This window comes from Planctobacterium sp. AWM4_229 (genome assembly GCF_056160305.1).
In genome coordinates this window covers 262304-277610 of sequence record NZ_JBSWWX010000005.1, presented here as the reverse complement: position 1 = coordinate 277610, position 15307 = coordinate 262304, and the positions used below count along the sequence as shown (strand labels likewise).

The following is a 15307-nucleotide window of genomic DNA, read 5'->3' as shown; positions in this document are numbered from 1 at the left end:
ACATACCCAAAATGACGCTGGATATTTCCCACTACCCTTTATTGGCTAAAGTTCACACCCCTGACGATTTGAGATTATTACCCAAAGAAGATCTCCGGCAAGTAGCGGATGAGTTACGAGCCTATTTGTTAGCTAGTGTCAGCCAAAGTAGTGGTCATTTTGCTTCCGGGTTGGGCACGGTTGAACTTACAGTGGCATTGCATTATGTCTACAACACGCCATTTGACCGACTTATCTGGGATGTGGGGCATCAAGCTTATCCCCACAAGATCCTGACTGGACGCAAAGAACGCATCACCAGTATCCGTAAAAAAGGGGGATTGCACCCCTTCCCTTGGCCACCGGAAAGTGAATACGACACCTTTGCCGTGGGACACTCCTCGACTTCTATCTCTGCCGCATTGGGCATGGCCATTGCAGCAGAAAAAGAAAAACGCAATCGCAAAGTCGTTGCGGTTATTGGCGATGGTGCAATGACAGCAGGCATGGCCTTTGAAGCGCTGAATCACGGTGGCGACATCAGTAAAGATATGCTGGTGATCCTCAACGACAATGAAATGTCTATTTCTGAGAATGTCGGCGCTTTGAACAGCCATCTGGCACGATTACTAACAGGTAGTTTTTTCAACTCCATTAGAGACGGTGGCAAAAAACTATTGTCCAATGTGCCACCTATCAAAGAATTTGCCAGCCGCGCTGAAGAGCACATAAAAGGCATGGTAGTACCCGGAACCATTTTTGAGGAGCTTGGCTTTAATTACATTGGCCCTATTGATGGCCATGATGTCAATGGTGTCGTGGACACTCTTAGCAATATGCGCAATTTAAGCGGACCGCAGATTTTGCATGTAGTGACCAAAAAAGGCAAAGGCTACGAAGTCGCAGAAAAAGATCCGATTAAATTCCACGCGGTGCCTAAATTTAATCCGGCAGATAACCAATTACCCAAAACGGCACCGGGCGCGCCCACCTTCAGCAAAATATTTGGCGACTGGATGTGCGATATGGCGGCACAAGATCCCAAGCTAATGGGCATTACCCCGGCTATGCGAGAGGGATCCGGTTTAGTGCAGTTTTCGCAGCAGTATCCCGAGCAGTATTTTGATGTCGCCATTGCTGAGCAACATGCGGTAACCTTAGCGGCCGGCCTTGCCATTGATGGCTTGCATCCGGTAGTCGCTATTTATTCCACCTTCTTGCAGCGTGCTTATGATCAGCTCATACACGATGTGGCCCTGCAGAATTTACCTGTCCTGTTTGCCATAGATAGAGCGGGGATCGTAGGTGCAGATGGCCCTACCCATCAAGGTGCTTTTGATATTTCATATTTGCGCTGTATCCCCAACATGGTAGTGATGACGCCTGCAGACGAACAAGACTGTCGCGATATGCTCTACACAGGGCATCTGCTCAAACAACCCGCTGCAGTGCGCTACCCACGTGGTGCCGGTAACGGTATTGCGGTGTCTAATGAGATGACCCAATTAGAAGTGGGTAAATCCAGAACATTAAGACAAGGTAAAGAAGTCGCTATTCTCAACTTTGGTACTTTGCTGCCTAATGCTGAACAAGCTGCACAACAGCTGAACGCGACGCTTATTGACATGCGCTTTGTCAAACCACTGGATGAAGCTGCCATCAAGGGAGTTTTAAGCTCCCACTCTTTACTGGTGACGCTGGAAGATAATGCTATCGCAGGCGGCGCAGGCAGTGCAGTGGCAGAATTTGTAAATACCCAACCACAGCTGGTAAAAGTGCTAAACATTGGTTTGCCCGATGAATTTATTATGCAAGGCACGCAGCAGGAAATGTATCAGGAGTTAGGTCTGGACGGTGCAGGGATTGTGGCGAAAGTCGCTGACACTATGTCAGCTTTGGGCCTTAATTCAGGCTCAGAAGTTCAACAACTGAAAATACAATAATAACTGCATACAAGCCAGAGAGAATACCCCAGCGAGTACATCATCTAACATGATCCCAAGCCCGCCGTGAACATGCTTGTCGCAATAGCGGATGGGCCAGGGTTTGAGGATGTCGAAGAAACGAAATATCACAAATCCCACGAGTAGATTGATGGCCGTCAGCGGCACCGCCAACATGGTGATTAGCATGCCCACCACTTCATCCCACACAATAGCAGAATGATCGTGCACGCCCATGTCCCGTGAAGCAACGTCACAGATACGAATACCTATTATGGTTAAGGCTGCCACAAAACAGAGCTGTGCGGCGAGTGGCATTATGGGAAGTAGAAACACCAGCGGTAAAGCCGCCAGAGTACCAAATGTACCGGGCATAAATGGCGCCAGACCGGTACCAAATCCAAGGGCTAAAAAGTGCCATGGGTTGGACAGTTTGAGTTTTTTAAGCGCCGCTTTTTTTGTGGCTTTATCCATGATTGACCCTGAAAAGTAGCGCTATTGGGCACTAGCTAAAATGTTGAAAGCCCATTTCGGGTAACTGATAAGGCTTATCGCCCTGTTGCATTTCCAGCTTTTCTTGCACACCATTGATTCGGCCAATGCAAGTGGCTGATACATTACAGTTAGCCAAGGCCACCTCCAGGCTGCCCTTCTGCTCTTCTGGCACGGTAAACAATAACTCGTAATCATCACCGGCTGTGAGCGCATAACGGATCCCTTCGGCTTTACCCACTGTGGCTATCATCGCCTCAGATAATGGCAACTGCTCAACATTGATGATAGCCCCGGTTTGTGAGGCGAATAGAATGTGTTGCAAATCGGACTTCAAACCATCAGATAAATCGATACAGGCAGTAGCTAAGCGTCTTAAGGTGGTCCCCACCATCAGTCTAGGTGAAGGAAAGTTGAGCCTGTTGATAAGGTAATTGCGATGCATAGGCTCAGCCGCTTTTTCGGTTTGCACCAGATCCAGTCCCAAACCAGCATCCCCTAAAGTTCCGGTAACATAAATCCAGTCACCGGGTTTAGCTTTGGAGCGCATCAGTGCCTGCCCTTCTGGCACAAAACCCTGAGCAGTAATGGTAATCGACAAAGGTCCCTGTACCGTATCACCACCGATGAGCTGGATAGAGTAATAATCAGTTAGCTCTTGCAAACACAAGGAAAAATCTCGCAGCCAAGCTTCGTCATATTCAGGAATAGATAGCGATAAACTGATCCAGGCGGGTTCAGCCCCCATGGCGGCTAAGTCGCTTAAGTTGACTGATAAGGCTTTATGGGCAACGGCTCTACCGGAAGTTCCTTTGGGAAAATGTACGCTTTCCGCCAGTGTATCAGTTGTAGTTACCAACTGCTGTCCTTCCGGTACAGTCGTCAGGGCGCAATCATCACCGATACCCAGTTGCACATCCTTGCGCTGATAACTTCTGGATAAGAAGTAATTTTTAATAATATCGAATTCTTTCACTGTATCACCGCGTTAGCGTGGCACTTCATCCTTGCGTAACAACCGCACTGCTTTATCCAGCACACCGTTGATAAACTTGTGGCTGTCAGCTGCGCCAAATTGCTTGCCAAGTTCAATCGCTTCATTGATAACCACTTTGTAAGGCACGTCGATACGCTGTGTCAGTTCAAAAGTGGCAAGACGTAAGATAGCCTTTTCAATGGGATCAATTTCGCTCAATGGGCGATCTGTAACGTAAAGCTTGTAAGCTTCGTCTAGCTCATCAACATGCTCAGCAACATAGTTTAACGCCGCTTGAAAGAAACTCATGTCGACCTTATTCATGTCTTGCTGAGTAGCGATGTTGAGTTCGATTTCACTCACGGGGTTACCCGTCATTTGCCACGAGTAAATGGCCTGCATAGCCAGTTCTCGGGCCTTTTTACGTCCTGCTACCTTCACGTTTACGCTCCAGCTAACTGGTCGATGACATTGACCATCTCAAGGGCTGAATGGGCAGCTTCTGCACCTTTGTTACCCGCTTTCGTGCCCGAACGCTCAATAGCTTGTTCGATGCTGTCCACGGTAATAACGCCAAAGGCTACCGGAATACCGTATTCCAGAGAAACTTGAGCCAGGCCTTTATTACATTCACCAGCAACAAAGTCAAAGTGAGGCGTACCACCTCGAATTACCGCACCAATGGCGATAATAGCGTCAAACTTACCACTTTCAGCCGCTTTTTTAGCCACCAAAGGTAGCTCATAAGCACCCGGAACCTTGACTACCGTAATATCTTGCTCATTGACTTCACCCGCTCTTTCCAGCGTGTCGATAGCGCCTTCAACAAGGTGATCTACAACAAAACTGTTAAAACGTGAAACCACTATGGCGAATTTTTTACCCGTAGCTCTGATGTTGCCTTCCACAATATTCATATTAAAGCTGCCTCAATTAATCATCCGGAAATTTTCTGGCGCGGATTCTACCACAACTGTATTGGGTTCACCGGATTTTTTGTACTATTTCCATCAAGGCCAACAGGCCCTGAACTCTTTATTCCGAGATTGTTTCAACCACTTCCAGGCCATAACCAGAAAGTGCATGATATTTAACAGGTTTACTAAGTAAGCGCATTTTTTGTACGCCCAAGGTTTTCAGAATTTGACAGCCGACGCCAACAGTTCTGGATGTACCCTTCCACAAATTGGTGACGGGCTTTTCCCCTTTGTCCTCTGCTTCAAACTGTTTTACCACGCGAACCAGCTCATCACTGCTCTCTTCACGGCCTAGAATGAGCAACACCCCACCATCATCGGCGATGCGCTGCATGGCTTGCGGCAAATCCATAGAACGGTCGATAGAACGCCCCGAACCCAGCACATCGCTGAAGGTGTTGCGCAAGTGAACACGCACAAGTGTTGGCTCATCTGGGGTAATATCGCCCTTACACAAGGCAAAGTGCACCTGGTTGTCGATGCTATCTTTAAAGGTCGCCAGGCGAAACTCGCCAAATTCAGTAGGCAAATTACAAGTGCCCACTTGCTCAACGGTGGCCTCGTTGATATTGCGATACTCAATCAAATCGGCAATGGTACCCAGTTTCAAATCGTGCTTCTTAGCAAAGGCTTCAAGCTCTGGGCGACGCGCCATAGTGCCGTCTTCGTTGAGAATTTCCACAATAACTCCGGCGGGTTCACAGCCTGCCAACCGGGCTAAATCCACTGCGGCTTCCGTGTGGCCAGCGCGATTCAATACACCACCTTCTTTGGCAATAAGTGGAAATATATGTCCGGGCTGGACGATATCAGCAGCAACGGCATCAGGGGCCACGGCGGCTAAAATGGTTCTGGCCCTGTCAGCGGCAGAAATACCAGTAGTCACCCCTTCAGCGGCTTCGATTGAAACCGTAAAGTTGGTGGAGAATTGCGCACCATTGTTGTCCACCATTAAGGGTAATTTGAGGGTCTCACAACGGTCACGTGTCATGGGTAGACAGACAAGTCCTCTGGCGTGAGTCACCATAAAATTGATAGCTTCAGGCGTAATATGCTCTGCGGCCATGATGAGATCGCCTTCGTTTTCACGATCTTCATCATCCATCAGGATAACCATCTTGCCGTTGCGGATGTCTTCGAGTATTTCTTCGGTGCTATTTAATGACATAAATTCTTTACTGTAGGGTTCTCGGCTGATTCAGATTAACAATCACACCAGCCTGATTTTTGTTTGTGCAATGAATGGTGGCGAATTGTACTATCGCAAATAACCATTTTCAGCTAAAAATGCCAAATTGATATCGCCAGACTGACTTTGTGCGGCTTTATCACCTAACATCAGGCGCTCCAGATAGCGGGCAATTACGTCAACTTCCAGATTTACCTTGGTACCAGCTTGATAATGCTGAATGATGGTTTCTTGCAAGGTATGAGGCACCAGAGTTAATTTAAATTTTGCGCCGTCCACATCATTTACCGTGAGACTGACACCATCCACCGTAATTGAACCTTTTTCAGCGATGTATTTGGCCAGATTATCGGGAGCTTTTACCCAGATTTCCCAGGTTTGTCCGGCATTCTCGATACTGGCGATTTCCCCCACCCCATCAACATGACCGCTGACAATATGACCGCCCAAACGAGATGTGGCCATCAGTGCTTTTTCCAGGTTAACCGCCATGCCTTGGGAGTAGTTAGCGAACCCGGTGCGTTTGATAGTTTCCATGGAAACATCCGCCACGTAGTGTTGTGAAGAAAATTCGACAACAGTCAAACAAACCCCATTAGTTGCGATACTGTCACCTAATTGTACGTCCGACATATCCAGTTTGCCGGTGGTAATGGCTACCCGCATATCGCTGCCTCGGGCCTGCATGGAAGCAATGCTCCCTACTGATTCAATAATTCCGGTAAACACTCTAACCTCTCGGGATAAATTAGCGAAAGTGAGCCACGATTTTCATATCGTCACCCACCATTTTAGTTTCTGTAATCTGAAGTTCCGGTACCTGTTGCATATTCTCGAATTCGGGTAACTCTACCAAACTGAAACTGCTATGCCCCATTAGTTTAGGTGCAAGGTAGAGAATGAGAGAATCCACCAATTCGGCTGCGATAAATGCCCCCGCTAATCGGCTGCCTGCCTCTAACCAAATATCATTTAGTTGCATCTGCGCAAGGTGGGCTAATACGGCTCGTAAATCAATTTTTCCGTTTTGGGCTGGCGCTTGCCACTGTTTGATGCCGACTTTTGATAATTCGGCATTAGGCGACAGATTGATCACCAGAACATTGTTATCGGCAAAAACTTTTAATTTACTGTGCAGTTGATTTCTGCCATCCAGGATCACCCGAAGTGGTTGCCTTATCTCATTGGAATAACCTGCTTCTACTGACTCCGGCAAATCTTCACGGCGCACGTTAAGAGATGGGTCATCTGCCAGCACAGTACCTGAGCCACTAATGATGGCACAACTCATTGCTCTGTGGCGCTGCACATCTCGACGCGCCGCGGCACCAGTAATCCACTTGCTTTGAGTATTTGAAAGGGCCGTTTTACCATCCAGCGACGCCGCCATTTTTAAGGTCACTTTGGGCATCCCGTGCAAATGACGTTTTATAAAACCGATATTGAGCTCTTTGGCAGCGGCTTCCATTAAGCCAACATCCACTTGAATCCCGGCGTCACGCAGCTTTTGAAAACCGCGGCCAGCTACTTTCGGATTGGGATCTTGCATCGCCACGACAACGCGCTTTACTCTGGCGTCGATCAAGGCATCACAGCAAGGCGGCGTGCGGCCATAATGAGAACAGGGCTCCAAGGTGACATAGACGGTAGCCCCTGCCACCGATTCAGTACTATTGGCAAGTGCAGCGGCCTCTGCATGGGCCTCTCCGGCTTTTTGATGGAATGCTTCTGCCAAAAGCGCGCCGCTTTCAGATACGATGACACAACCTACATTGGGATTGGGGCTGGTGGTAAATCTCCCCTGTTTAGCCAGTTCTATCGCTCTGGCCATATGTTTGGCGTCGGTTACGGAGAACATCTTAATCTCCCAGTCGGGCAATTGCCTCGCCAAATTCTTTAATATCTTCAAAGGAGCGATAAACGGAGGCGAAGCGCACATAAGCCACTTTGTCCAATTCAATGAGTTCCGCCATGATCAAGTTACCCACCAGTTCACTGCTGACTTCTCGCTCTCCGGTGCCACGTAAATGGGACTTTATGTGATGAACACTTTGCTCTACTTTTTCAGTATTAACCGGGCGCTTTTCCAAAGCCCGCTGCATGCCTGCACGCAATTTGTCCTCGTTAAAGGGTTCGCGGGTGCCATCTCGCTTCACTATTCTTGGCATCACCAGCTCGGCCATTTCGAATGTGGTAAAGCGCTCATGACATTGCGTACACTCCCGGCGTCGGCGCACCTGAGCCCCTTCGGATACCAAGCGAGAATCAATAACTTTGGTTTCCTGGGTCATGCAAAAAGGACAAATCATAGAAGTGAAAACCTGAAAAAGCGTGTATTGTGGTATAGGCAATATAGGTGCTGAAAGACTATTTTCAAGCCTTGACCAAGCCAAAAGAGAAAGGTGTATAGACGATGACAGACTTGCCAGCTGTCAATTTGCCATTACAAGCCTCGTTTAACGTCCTTTTCCCAAAATTCGTCCACTAACAAGGCAAGCATATCGTGCAGGTGTTCTTCAAACTCCTCCAGATTTTGACCGAACACTGCCAGGTACTTTTCAGCCTGATCGTGAGTGAGATTTTTATTCAATGCACGAAACTGCATTTCCGGAAGCTTTTTGTTCATTCGAGCGACGATTTCCCACTTTACAAATTCGGCATGCAGGTTCTGTACACGCTGCTGCGCATATTTACAGTAGTCCTGGATATAATCGATACCGGCAGGACCCATACAGCCGGGTTCAACCCGAAACAAAACGTGTAGTTTTTTATCGTCTGGAAGTTGCGTTACAACTGGCATTTATAATTGTTCGAAATATTTGCTATACCCAACAACATAACTTAATCGGGGCAAAAAATAAAATAGGGAATACGAAGAAGAGGCATTAAACTCGTTATTGGCCGGCCTGATGCGCTCATCAAGCCAGCCGTGGAAATCATCGTAGTCTTATTTAGCGGGCAAATGTTTGTCAAGAAAAGCATCTATTGCCTTCAGAGCAGCCATACGATGCTCGGCTTTACTGAGATAATGATCGCCTTCATCCAGTTCAACATAAGTCACATCAGCGTCGGCATCTTCAAGCTCATCATACATATTTTCCGATTGATGATCTGGCACAACTTCATCGTGAGTACCATGGATTAATAACACTGGAATTTTAATTTTGTCCACATGATTAATTGGCGAGATACTTTTGATGTGGGCTTCATCTACTTCACCATTTGAGATCAGTTTATTCCAGTAGGCCACCACCCAATGATCTTTGCCGTGTTCGTAACGGTCATCTTTTAGCATGCGTTCAATATCTGCAACACCATTCAATGAAATTGCACACTGATACACGTCAGGTGTAAAGGCAGCACCAGCTAAAGCTGCGTAACCACCATAACTACCACCTACTATACAAACCCTGTCAGGGTCTACATAGCCTGATTTAACCAGGGTTTTCACGGTATCGGTAAGGTCGTCCTGCATTTTACGCCCCCACTCACCGCGACCTTGCAAGACAAAGTCGGCACCAAAGCCTTTGGAACCTCGAAATTGCGGCTGCATGACCAGATAACCTCGACTGGAGAAATACTGCGCTAGCCAGTCAAACTCTATCGTGTCATAGGATTCTGGCCCACCATGCGGGAGCATGATTGCTGGCAGGTTTTTCAACTCTGCGACAGCGGGTAATGTGAGTAATGTCGGTAACTTCAAACCATCACGGGCTTTAATTTCGGTCTGGAATACTTGATTAATTTTATCAATGGGCATATCCGGGCGGCTGGAAGTAATGAAAGTAAACTTCCCTTTGCTGTACAGGTAATAGTCACCGGGACTGTCGATACCTGAAATCTTAAACACCATGTGTTGCCAATCCGGTGAATAGCTCTCTAATGAAACCGAATGATCCGGTAAATCAGCAATCACTTTGCTCACCACCTGCTGAATATTCTGATCAAAAAAATCATAGCTTGGTTTGAAGCCAGCATAACTGACACCGCGCACGATTCGATTGTGATCAGAAATAACATAAGCAATATCTTTATCCTCTGGATTAAAGATAGGACCCGACACTTCACCATCTTGCAAAGACATAGTGTAATAGGCGCGGCGTCCGTTTTCGCCTTGGGTTAACATCACCAGGCTTTTTAAATCAGCTGTTAACCCCACAAAAGAACGGGTGCGGATCTCCGTTTCTTCGCGATAGATTTCCAGCCATTCATCGTTTATCAATGCCTCGATACGGTGCAGATTCTTTTTATTATCGAAGCGTTCACGGGCAACAACCTCATCGTTGTATATAAAATAGTCGATGGCATCATGAGCGCCGCGTTTTACAGGCCGTGGCGTGCGTCTACCGGAAATCCGTACTTTCATCAAACTGTACACCCCCGCCGATTGCCAGGCAGGCATATAAGCAAACTCGCCATCGTTACTTAACCCAACAATCCAACCCAATTGAGTTTGCCCCGCATAAATTCCATCACCGGGTGTTAACAACTGCCTTATGCGATTTTCTTCAATGTTAAAGGAAAATGCGGCACTAACGTCATGACGGCCACGGAATCCAAATAATCGCGTATTATCTACCGTCTCCAGTATTAAGGTATTTTCATCTATAAACCATGCATGGCTGGGGCGGATTTTAGAAATATCGACACCGGTGATCATTTCTTTTTTAACCAAATCGTAAATGACATACATTTCTTTATTGCCTTTGGCAACGCGGTAAGCAATGCGATTGCCGCTGGGCGACACTTCCATCATGCTAATTTGTGGCAGCATGCCATAGACTTCTAAAGGTACCAGTTCATCAGCAGCGGAAGCAGTTAAGACGCTTAAAAACAGAATAATAGACAGGGTTATTTTTTTCATAACCTCTCCTTGGTTATTAAGATGCGAGAGTGAAAATTTGGTTTTGTTTACAGAAACGGTGTGGATTGTATTAAATAGCTCATGAGATAGCCACAAAAAAGCCAGCTTTCGCTGGCTTTTAACAAAAATGAAAAGCGTTAGTGCTTAAGCATATACAGGGAAACGCTCACACAAAGCAACAACCTGCTCTCTAACACTGGCAATATTCGCTTCATCTTCGATGTTATCCAGCACATCGCAAATCCAGTTAGCCACTTGAGATGCTTCTTCTTCACCAAAACCGCGACGGGTAATCGCTGGCGTACCAATGCGCAAGCCACTGGTAACAAATGGAGAACGAGGATCGTTTGGCACAGCATTTTTGTTTACCGTGATATAAGCTTTGCCCAATGCTGCATCAGCATCTTTACCCGTGATGTCTTTATCTATCAAGTCCAACAAAAACAGGTGGTTTTCAGTACCGTCAGAAACAATCTTATAGCCTCTGTCCTGGAAAGCTTTACACATTGCCTTGGCATTCTTAACTACTTGTTGCTGATAGGTTTTAAACTCTGGCTGCAAAGCTTCTTTAAATGCCACCGCTTTAGCTGCGATTACGTGACACAAAGGACCGCCCTGGCCGCCTGGGAATACCGCGCTGTTAAGCTTCTTGTAGATAGCTTCATCACCACAAGCAGACAGGATCAAACCGCCACGAGGACCTGCCAGAGTTTTATGGGTAGTTGTGGTAACGACATGCGCATGAGGCAGCGGGTTAGGATAAACACCTGCCGCAACCAAACCAGCTACGTGGGCCATATCCACCAACAAGAACGCGCCAACGCTGTCAGCGATTTCTCTGAATTTAGCCCAATCAACGATGCCTGAGTAGGCAGAAAAACCACCGATGATCATTTTTGGCTTATGCTCTTCAGCCAGGGCTTTAACCTGCTCGTAATCAATTTCGCCAGTTTCTTCATTCAAACCGTACTGAACGGCCTTGTATAATTTACCTGAGAAGTTAACGTGTGAGCCGTGAGTTAAGTGACCACCGTGTGCCAGGCTCATACCCAGTACAGTATCATTAGCTTCCAGTAACGCCATGAATACAGCAGAATTTGCCTGCGAGCCAGAATGAGGTTGTACGTTGGCGTAATCAGCACCAAAAAGCTGCTTAGCACGCTCAATAGCCAGCTCTTCAGCTACGTCAACATGTTCACAACCACCGTAATAACGCTTACCTGGGTAGCCTTCTGCGTATTTGTTGGTGAGCTGAGAGCCCTGAGCCTGCAAAACACGCGGGCTTGTATAGTTTTCTGAGGCAATCAATTCAATATGATGTTCTTGACGCTGAGTTTCTGCCTGGATGGCATCCCACAATTCGGGATCAAAATCAGCAATATTCATGTCTTTAGACAGCATCGCACTTCCTTCAGGTATTTGGGAAAAAGAAAAGCCGGGGGGATACGTATCCAAGCGCCCGCCTCAAAGGTTTCGGTATGATAGCGATTTTCAACCTTTTGTACATATGTACGCCAAAATCATTCTAAACTGACTTATGCTGCAATGGCATAGAGTAGAGTCACAGGTCGGATTTGCAGTAAGAATAACCTGACTTCTCAGCTCAGAATGGATTACAATATTAGCAATTCAATAGAGAATAAGAATCACTATGTCACAATACGTTTACACCATGTCGCGAGTGGGCAAGATTGTTCCACCGAAACGACAAATACTAAAAGATATCTCTTTAAGCTTTTTCCCTGGAGCCAAAATCGGCGTGCTGGGTCTTAATGGTGCGGGTAAATCCACCTTGCTGCGCATTATGGCGGGTATTGATACCGAAATAGAAGGTGAAGCCCGTCCCCAGCCGGGTTTGAATGTTGGCTACCTACCCCAGGAACCTAAACTCGACGAAAGCAAAGACGTACGCGGCAACATAGAAGAAGCCGTTGCCGATGTGGTCCACGCCCTTAAGCGCCTGGACGAAGTGTATGCCGAATACGCTCAGCCAGATGCTGATTTTGACGCCTTAGCCAAAGAGCAAGGCGAACTGGAAGCCATTATTCAAAGTAAAGATGGTCACAATCTGGATAACGCCCTTGAGCGCGCCGCTGACGCTCTGCGTTTGCCACCATGGGATGCCGATGTCAGTAAACTGTCAGGTGGTGAGCGCCGCCGCGTAGCGCTTTGTCGTTTATTATTGGAAAAACCAGACATGCTGTTGCTGGACGAACCTACCAACCACCTGGACGCTGAATCAGTAGCCTGGTTGGAGCGCTTCCTACACGATTATGAAGGCACCGTAGTAGCCATTACCCACGACCGCTACTTCCTTGATAATGTCGCAGGCTGGATTCTGGAACTAGACCGTGGCCATGGTATTCCATGGGAAGGTAATTACTCCACCTGGTTGGAACAAAAAGAGAAGCGTCTCGAGCAGGAAGAGCGTACCGAAAATGCACGCGTTAAATCCATGAAACAGGAACTGGAATGGGTGCGCAGTAATCCCAAAGGTCGTCAGGCAAAAAGTAAGGCTCGTATGACGCGTTTTGAGGAAATGAATACCTCGGATTATCAAAAGCGTAACGAAACCAATGAGCTGTTTATCCCGCCGGGCGAGCGTTTAGGTGACCAAGTTGTCGATGTGGTGAATCTGAAGAAAAGCTACGATGGTCGCGTACTGATTGATGATTTGAGCTTCTCCATTCCCAAAGGTGCGATTGTGGGTATTATCGGTCCTAACGGCGCCGGTAAATCTACCCTGTTCCGCATGTTAACCGGCCAGGAGCAACCGGATAGCGGTGAGATTAAACTGGGTGAATCAGTACAAGTTGCCAGTGTCGAGCAGTTCCGCGATCACATGGACGACACCCGCACCGTTTGGCAAGAAATCTCAGACGAGCAAGACATTATCCGCATCAATAACTTTGAAATTAACAGCCGCGCCTATTGCAGCCGTTTTAACTTTAAAGGCAACGACCAGCAAAAATTTGTTAAGGACTTGTCTGGTGGTGAGCGCAATCGTGTGCACCTGGCAAAACTACTCAAAGCTGGCGGCAACGTATTGCTGTTGGATGAACCCACCAACGACCTGGATGTAGAAACCTTACGTGCTCTGGAAAACGCCATTTTGGAATTCCCAGGCTGCGCCATGGTTATCTCGCACGATAGATGGTTCCTTGACCGGGTCGCCACCCACATTCTGGATTACCGCGACGAAGGCAAAATCAACTTCTACGAAGGTAACTACACCGACTACGAAGCCTGGTTAAAAGACAACTTTGGCAAAGATGTAGTCGAGCCCCATCGTCTGAAATACAAAAAGATTGCGAAGTAACGCTTCGCATTGAGTGCTACGAAGGCCGCCAGTAGACACTGAGCGGCCTTTTTTTGTAGATTGTAGGTTCGACTTTAGTCGGACAGCAGTGGTTAATTCAACTCCTCTGTCCGACTAAAGTCGAACCTACAAAAAACCTACAACTCAAATCGCTTCCAACGCTTCCTGAAGATTTTTCACCCCCACCACAGTAATCCCCTGTGGGTTTTTAGGCACATTGGCTTTGGGAACGATGGCACGGGTGAATCCGTGTTTTTTAGCTTCAGAGATACGCTCGCTGCCATTGTTCACTGGACGAATTTCACCAGATAAGCCCACTTCGCCAAATACAATCAAATCTCTGGGTAAGGTTTTGTTGCGAAAGCTAGATAGCAAAGCCACCAACAATGCCAGGTCGGCACTGGTTTCCGAGACACGAATTCCTCCAACCACGTTAACAAAAACGTCCTGGTCATTCATTTGCACGTCACCATGGCGATGCAGCACCGCTAACAACATGGTTAACCGATTTTGCTCCAATCCTACAGCGACCCGTCTTGGATTGGCCATCTGGCTGTAATCCACCAAACCTTGGATCTCCACCAATAACGGTCTGGTGCCTTCCCAAACCACCATAACCGCACTGCCCGGCGAGGCTTCTTCGCTGCGATTAAGAAAGATGGCTGAGGGGTTTTTCACTTCTTTTAAGCCTGACTCGGTCATGCCAAAAACCCCCAATTCATTAACTGCGCCAAAGCGATTCTTGTGACCACGTAAAGTGCGGTACCGTCCATCAGCGTCACCGTCCAGCATCAACGAACAATCGATGCAGTGTTCGAGAACCTTTGGCCCGGCGATGGAGCCCTCTTTAGTAACGTGACCAACGATAAACATGGCGACATTGTTTTGTTTGGCAAAGCGAGTAAGGAAAGCGGCGCACTCTCGCACTTGCGAGACACTGCCGGGTGCCGATTGAATATCCCCCATGTGCATCACCTGAATAGAGTCGATAACCATGACACCGGGCTTTTCGTTTAAAGCCAGTTTACAAATGGTTTCCACCTCAGTTTCTGCCAGCACTTTAACCTTGTCGCTGGGCAATCCTAATCGTTGCGCTCGCATAGCCACTTGCTGAAGAGATTCCTCCCCGGTGACATAAAGTACGTTCTGGCTTTTTGAGAGATGACAAATAGTCTGTAATAACAAAGTACTCTTGCCCGCCCCCGGGGATCCTCCAATAAGAATCGCAGAGCCAGGCACTATTCCGCCGCCCAAAACGCGATCCAGTTCCAGGAAGCCGGAGCTGAATCTGGGTACCGTTTGCAAATCAATTTCTGACAGGGTTTCGACTTTGGCTTGAGTCAGGCCGGAAAAACCACTCTTTGACGAATTGCTGGAAGCAGGTATTCGCATCTCCACAATAGTGTTCCAGGCCCCGCAATCATGGCATTGTCCCTGCCATTTTGAATATTCGGAACCACATTCGTTACAAACATAGCCAGTTTTGTTCTTTTTCATAAATTAAGTCGTACAAACCTTATCAATTGATTGTTTTATTGTGGCACTTTTAATAAAGTAAGGGGTTATAA

14 protein-coding genes are annotated in these 15307 nt (G+C 47.3%); 2 read left to right on the top strand and 12 right to left on the bottom strand.

What is annotated here, in order from left to right; genetic code table 11:
• Positions 1 to 11: 11 nt before the first annotated feature.
• Positions 12 to 1922 (top strand): 1-deoxy-D-xylulose-5-phosphate synthase, encoded by a 1911-nt coding sequence (dxs, locus tag ACXAGP_RS12850; protein ID WP_475261855.1) that lies wholly within the window; start codon positions 12 to 14, stop codon positions 1920 to 1922.
• Here the strand turns inward: dxs and ACXAGP_RS12845 are convergent.
• The 11 genes from ACXAGP_RS12845 to glyA all read right to left on the bottom strand — a co-directional run bounded on the left by ACXAGP_RS12845 (position 1893) and on the right by glyA (position 11821).
• Entirely contained in the window at positions 1893 to 2396 is a 504-nt protein-coding gene (locus ACXAGP_RS12845) for a phosphatidylglycerophosphatase A family protein (RefSeq protein ID WP_475261854.1), read from the bottom strand. The genes dxs and ACXAGP_RS12845 overlap by 30 nt on opposite strands.
• A gap of 31 nt (positions 2397 to 2427) precedes the next feature.
• Entirely contained in the window at positions 2428 to 3390 is a 963-nt protein-coding gene (gene thiL, locus ACXAGP_RS12840) for a thiamine-phosphate kinase (RefSeq protein ID WP_475261853.1), read from the bottom strand.
• A gap of 12 nt (positions 3391 to 3402) precedes the next feature.
• Positions 3403 to 3831, bottom strand: a complete 429-nt coding sequence (gene nusB, locus ACXAGP_RS12835) for a transcription antitermination factor NusB (protein ID WP_338293582.1) — start codon at positions 3829 to 3831, stop codon at positions 3403 to 3405.
• A 2-nt stretch (positions 3832 to 3833) separates the two neighbouring features.
• A complete protein-coding gene (ribH, locus tag ACXAGP_RS12830; RefSeq protein ID WP_338293583.1) occupies positions 3834 to 4307 on the bottom strand; it encodes a 6,7-dimethyl-8-ribityllumazine synthase in 474 nt (157 codons plus the stop codon).
• A gap of 118 nt (positions 4308 to 4425) precedes the next feature.
• Positions 4426 to 5535 (bottom strand): bifunctional 3,4-dihydroxy-2-butanone-4-phosphate synthase/GTP cyclohydrolase II, encoded by a 1110-nt coding sequence (ribBA, locus tag ACXAGP_RS12825; RefSeq protein ID WP_475261851.1) that lies wholly within the window; start codon positions 5533 to 5535, stop codon positions 4426 to 4428.
• A 90-nt stretch (positions 5536 to 5625) separates the two neighbouring features.
• Entirely contained in the window at positions 5626 to 6285 is a 660-nt protein-coding gene (locus ACXAGP_RS12820; RefSeq protein WP_475261849.1) for a riboflavin synthase, read from the bottom strand.
• A 19-nt stretch (positions 6286 to 6304) separates the two neighbouring features.
• Positions 6305 to 7420, bottom strand: coding sequence for a bifunctional diaminohydroxyphosphoribosylaminopyrimidine deaminase/5-amino-6-(5-phosphoribosylamino)uracil reductase RibD (gene ribD, locus ACXAGP_RS12815; RefSeq protein ID WP_475262127.1), 1116 nt, complete (start codon positions 7418 to 7420; stop codon positions 6305 to 6307).
• Positions 7416 to 7865: a transcriptional regulator NrdR gene (gene nrdR / locus ACXAGP_RS12810; protein WP_475261847.1), complete on the bottom strand. Its 450-nt coding sequence runs from the start codon at positions 7863 to 7865 to the stop codon at positions 7416 to 7418. The genes ribD and nrdR overlap by 5 nt, the downstream gene beginning before the upstream one ends.
• Before the next feature lie 134 nt (positions 7866 to 7999).
• Complete coding sequence (locus ACXAGP_RS12805) at positions 8000 to 8356, bottom strand: hypothetical protein (RefSeq protein ID WP_475261845.1); 357 nt, start codon at positions 8354 to 8356, stop codon at positions 8000 to 8002.
• Positions 8357 to 8503: 147 nt separating this feature from the next.
• Entirely contained in the window at positions 8504 to 10420 is a 1917-nt protein-coding gene (locus tag ACXAGP_RS12800) for an alpha/beta hydrolase family protein (protein WP_475261844.1), read from the bottom strand.
• 144 nt (positions 10421 to 10564) lie between these two features.
• Positions 10565 to 11821 carry a serine hydroxymethyltransferase gene (gene glyA, locus ACXAGP_RS12795; protein ID WP_475262126.1) on the bottom strand — a complete coding sequence of 419 codons (1257 nt, stop codon included), beginning with the start codon at positions 11819 to 11821 and terminating at the stop codon, positions 10565 to 10567.
• 250 nt (positions 11822 to 12071) lie between these two features.
• Between glyA and ettA the strand changes: the two genes are divergently transcribed.
• Positions 12072 to 13739, top strand: coding sequence for an energy-dependent translational throttle protein EttA (gene ettA, locus ACXAGP_RS12790; RefSeq protein ID WP_475261842.1), 1668 nt, complete (start codon positions 12072 to 12074; stop codon positions 13737 to 13739).
• 144 nt (positions 13740 to 13883) lie between these two features.
• Here ettA and radA read toward each other — a convergent pair whose 3' ends face one another.
• Positions 13884 to 15236, bottom strand: coding sequence for a DNA repair protein RadA (radA, locus tag ACXAGP_RS12785; protein ID WP_475261840.1), 1353 nt, complete (start codon positions 15234 to 15236; stop codon positions 13884 to 13886).
• Between the last annotated feature and the right edge of the window lie 71 nt (positions 15237 to 15307).

What these genes read in the sequence shown, in the direction of transcription:
- dxs (WP_475261855.1), top strand. Translation starts at nt 12, where the DNA reads ATGACGCTGGATATTTCCCACTACCCTTTATTGGCTAAAGTTCACACC.
- ACXAGP_RS12845 (WP_475261854.1), bottom strand. Translation starts at nt 2,396, where the DNA reads ATGGATAAAGCCACAAAAAAAGCGGCGCTTAAAAAACTCAAACTGTCC.
- ribH (WP_338293583.1), bottom strand. Translation starts at nt 4,307, where the DNA reads ATGAATATTGTGGAAGGCAACATCAGAGCTACGGGTAAAAAATTCGCC.
- ribBA (WP_475261851.1), bottom strand. Translation starts at nt 5,535, where the DNA reads ATGTCATTAAATAGCACCGAAGAAATACTCGAAGACATCCGCAACGGC.
- nrdR (WP_475261847.1), bottom strand. Translation starts at nt 7,865, where the DNA reads ATGATTTGTCCTTTTTGCATGACCCAGGAAACCAAAGTTATTGATTCT.
- ACXAGP_RS12805 (WP_475261845.1), bottom strand. Translation starts at nt 8,356, where the DNA reads ATGCCAGTTGTAACGCAACTTCCAGACGATAAAAAACTACACGTTTTG.
- ACXAGP_RS12800 (WP_475261844.1), bottom strand. Translation starts at nt 10,420, where the DNA reads ATGAAAAAAATAACCCTGTCTATTATTCTGTTTTTAAGCGTCTTAACT.
- glyA (WP_475262126.1), bottom strand. Translation starts at nt 11,821, where the DNA reads ATGCTGTCTAAAGACATGAATATTGCTGATTTTGATCCCGAATTGTGG.
- ettA (WP_475261842.1), top strand. Translation starts at nt 12,072, where the DNA reads ATGTCACAATACGTTTACACCATGTCGCGAGTGGGCAAGATTGTTCCA.
- radA (WP_475261840.1), bottom strand. Translation starts at nt 15,236, where the DNA reads ATGAAAAAGAACAAAACTGGCTATGTTTGTAACGAATGTGGTTCCGAA.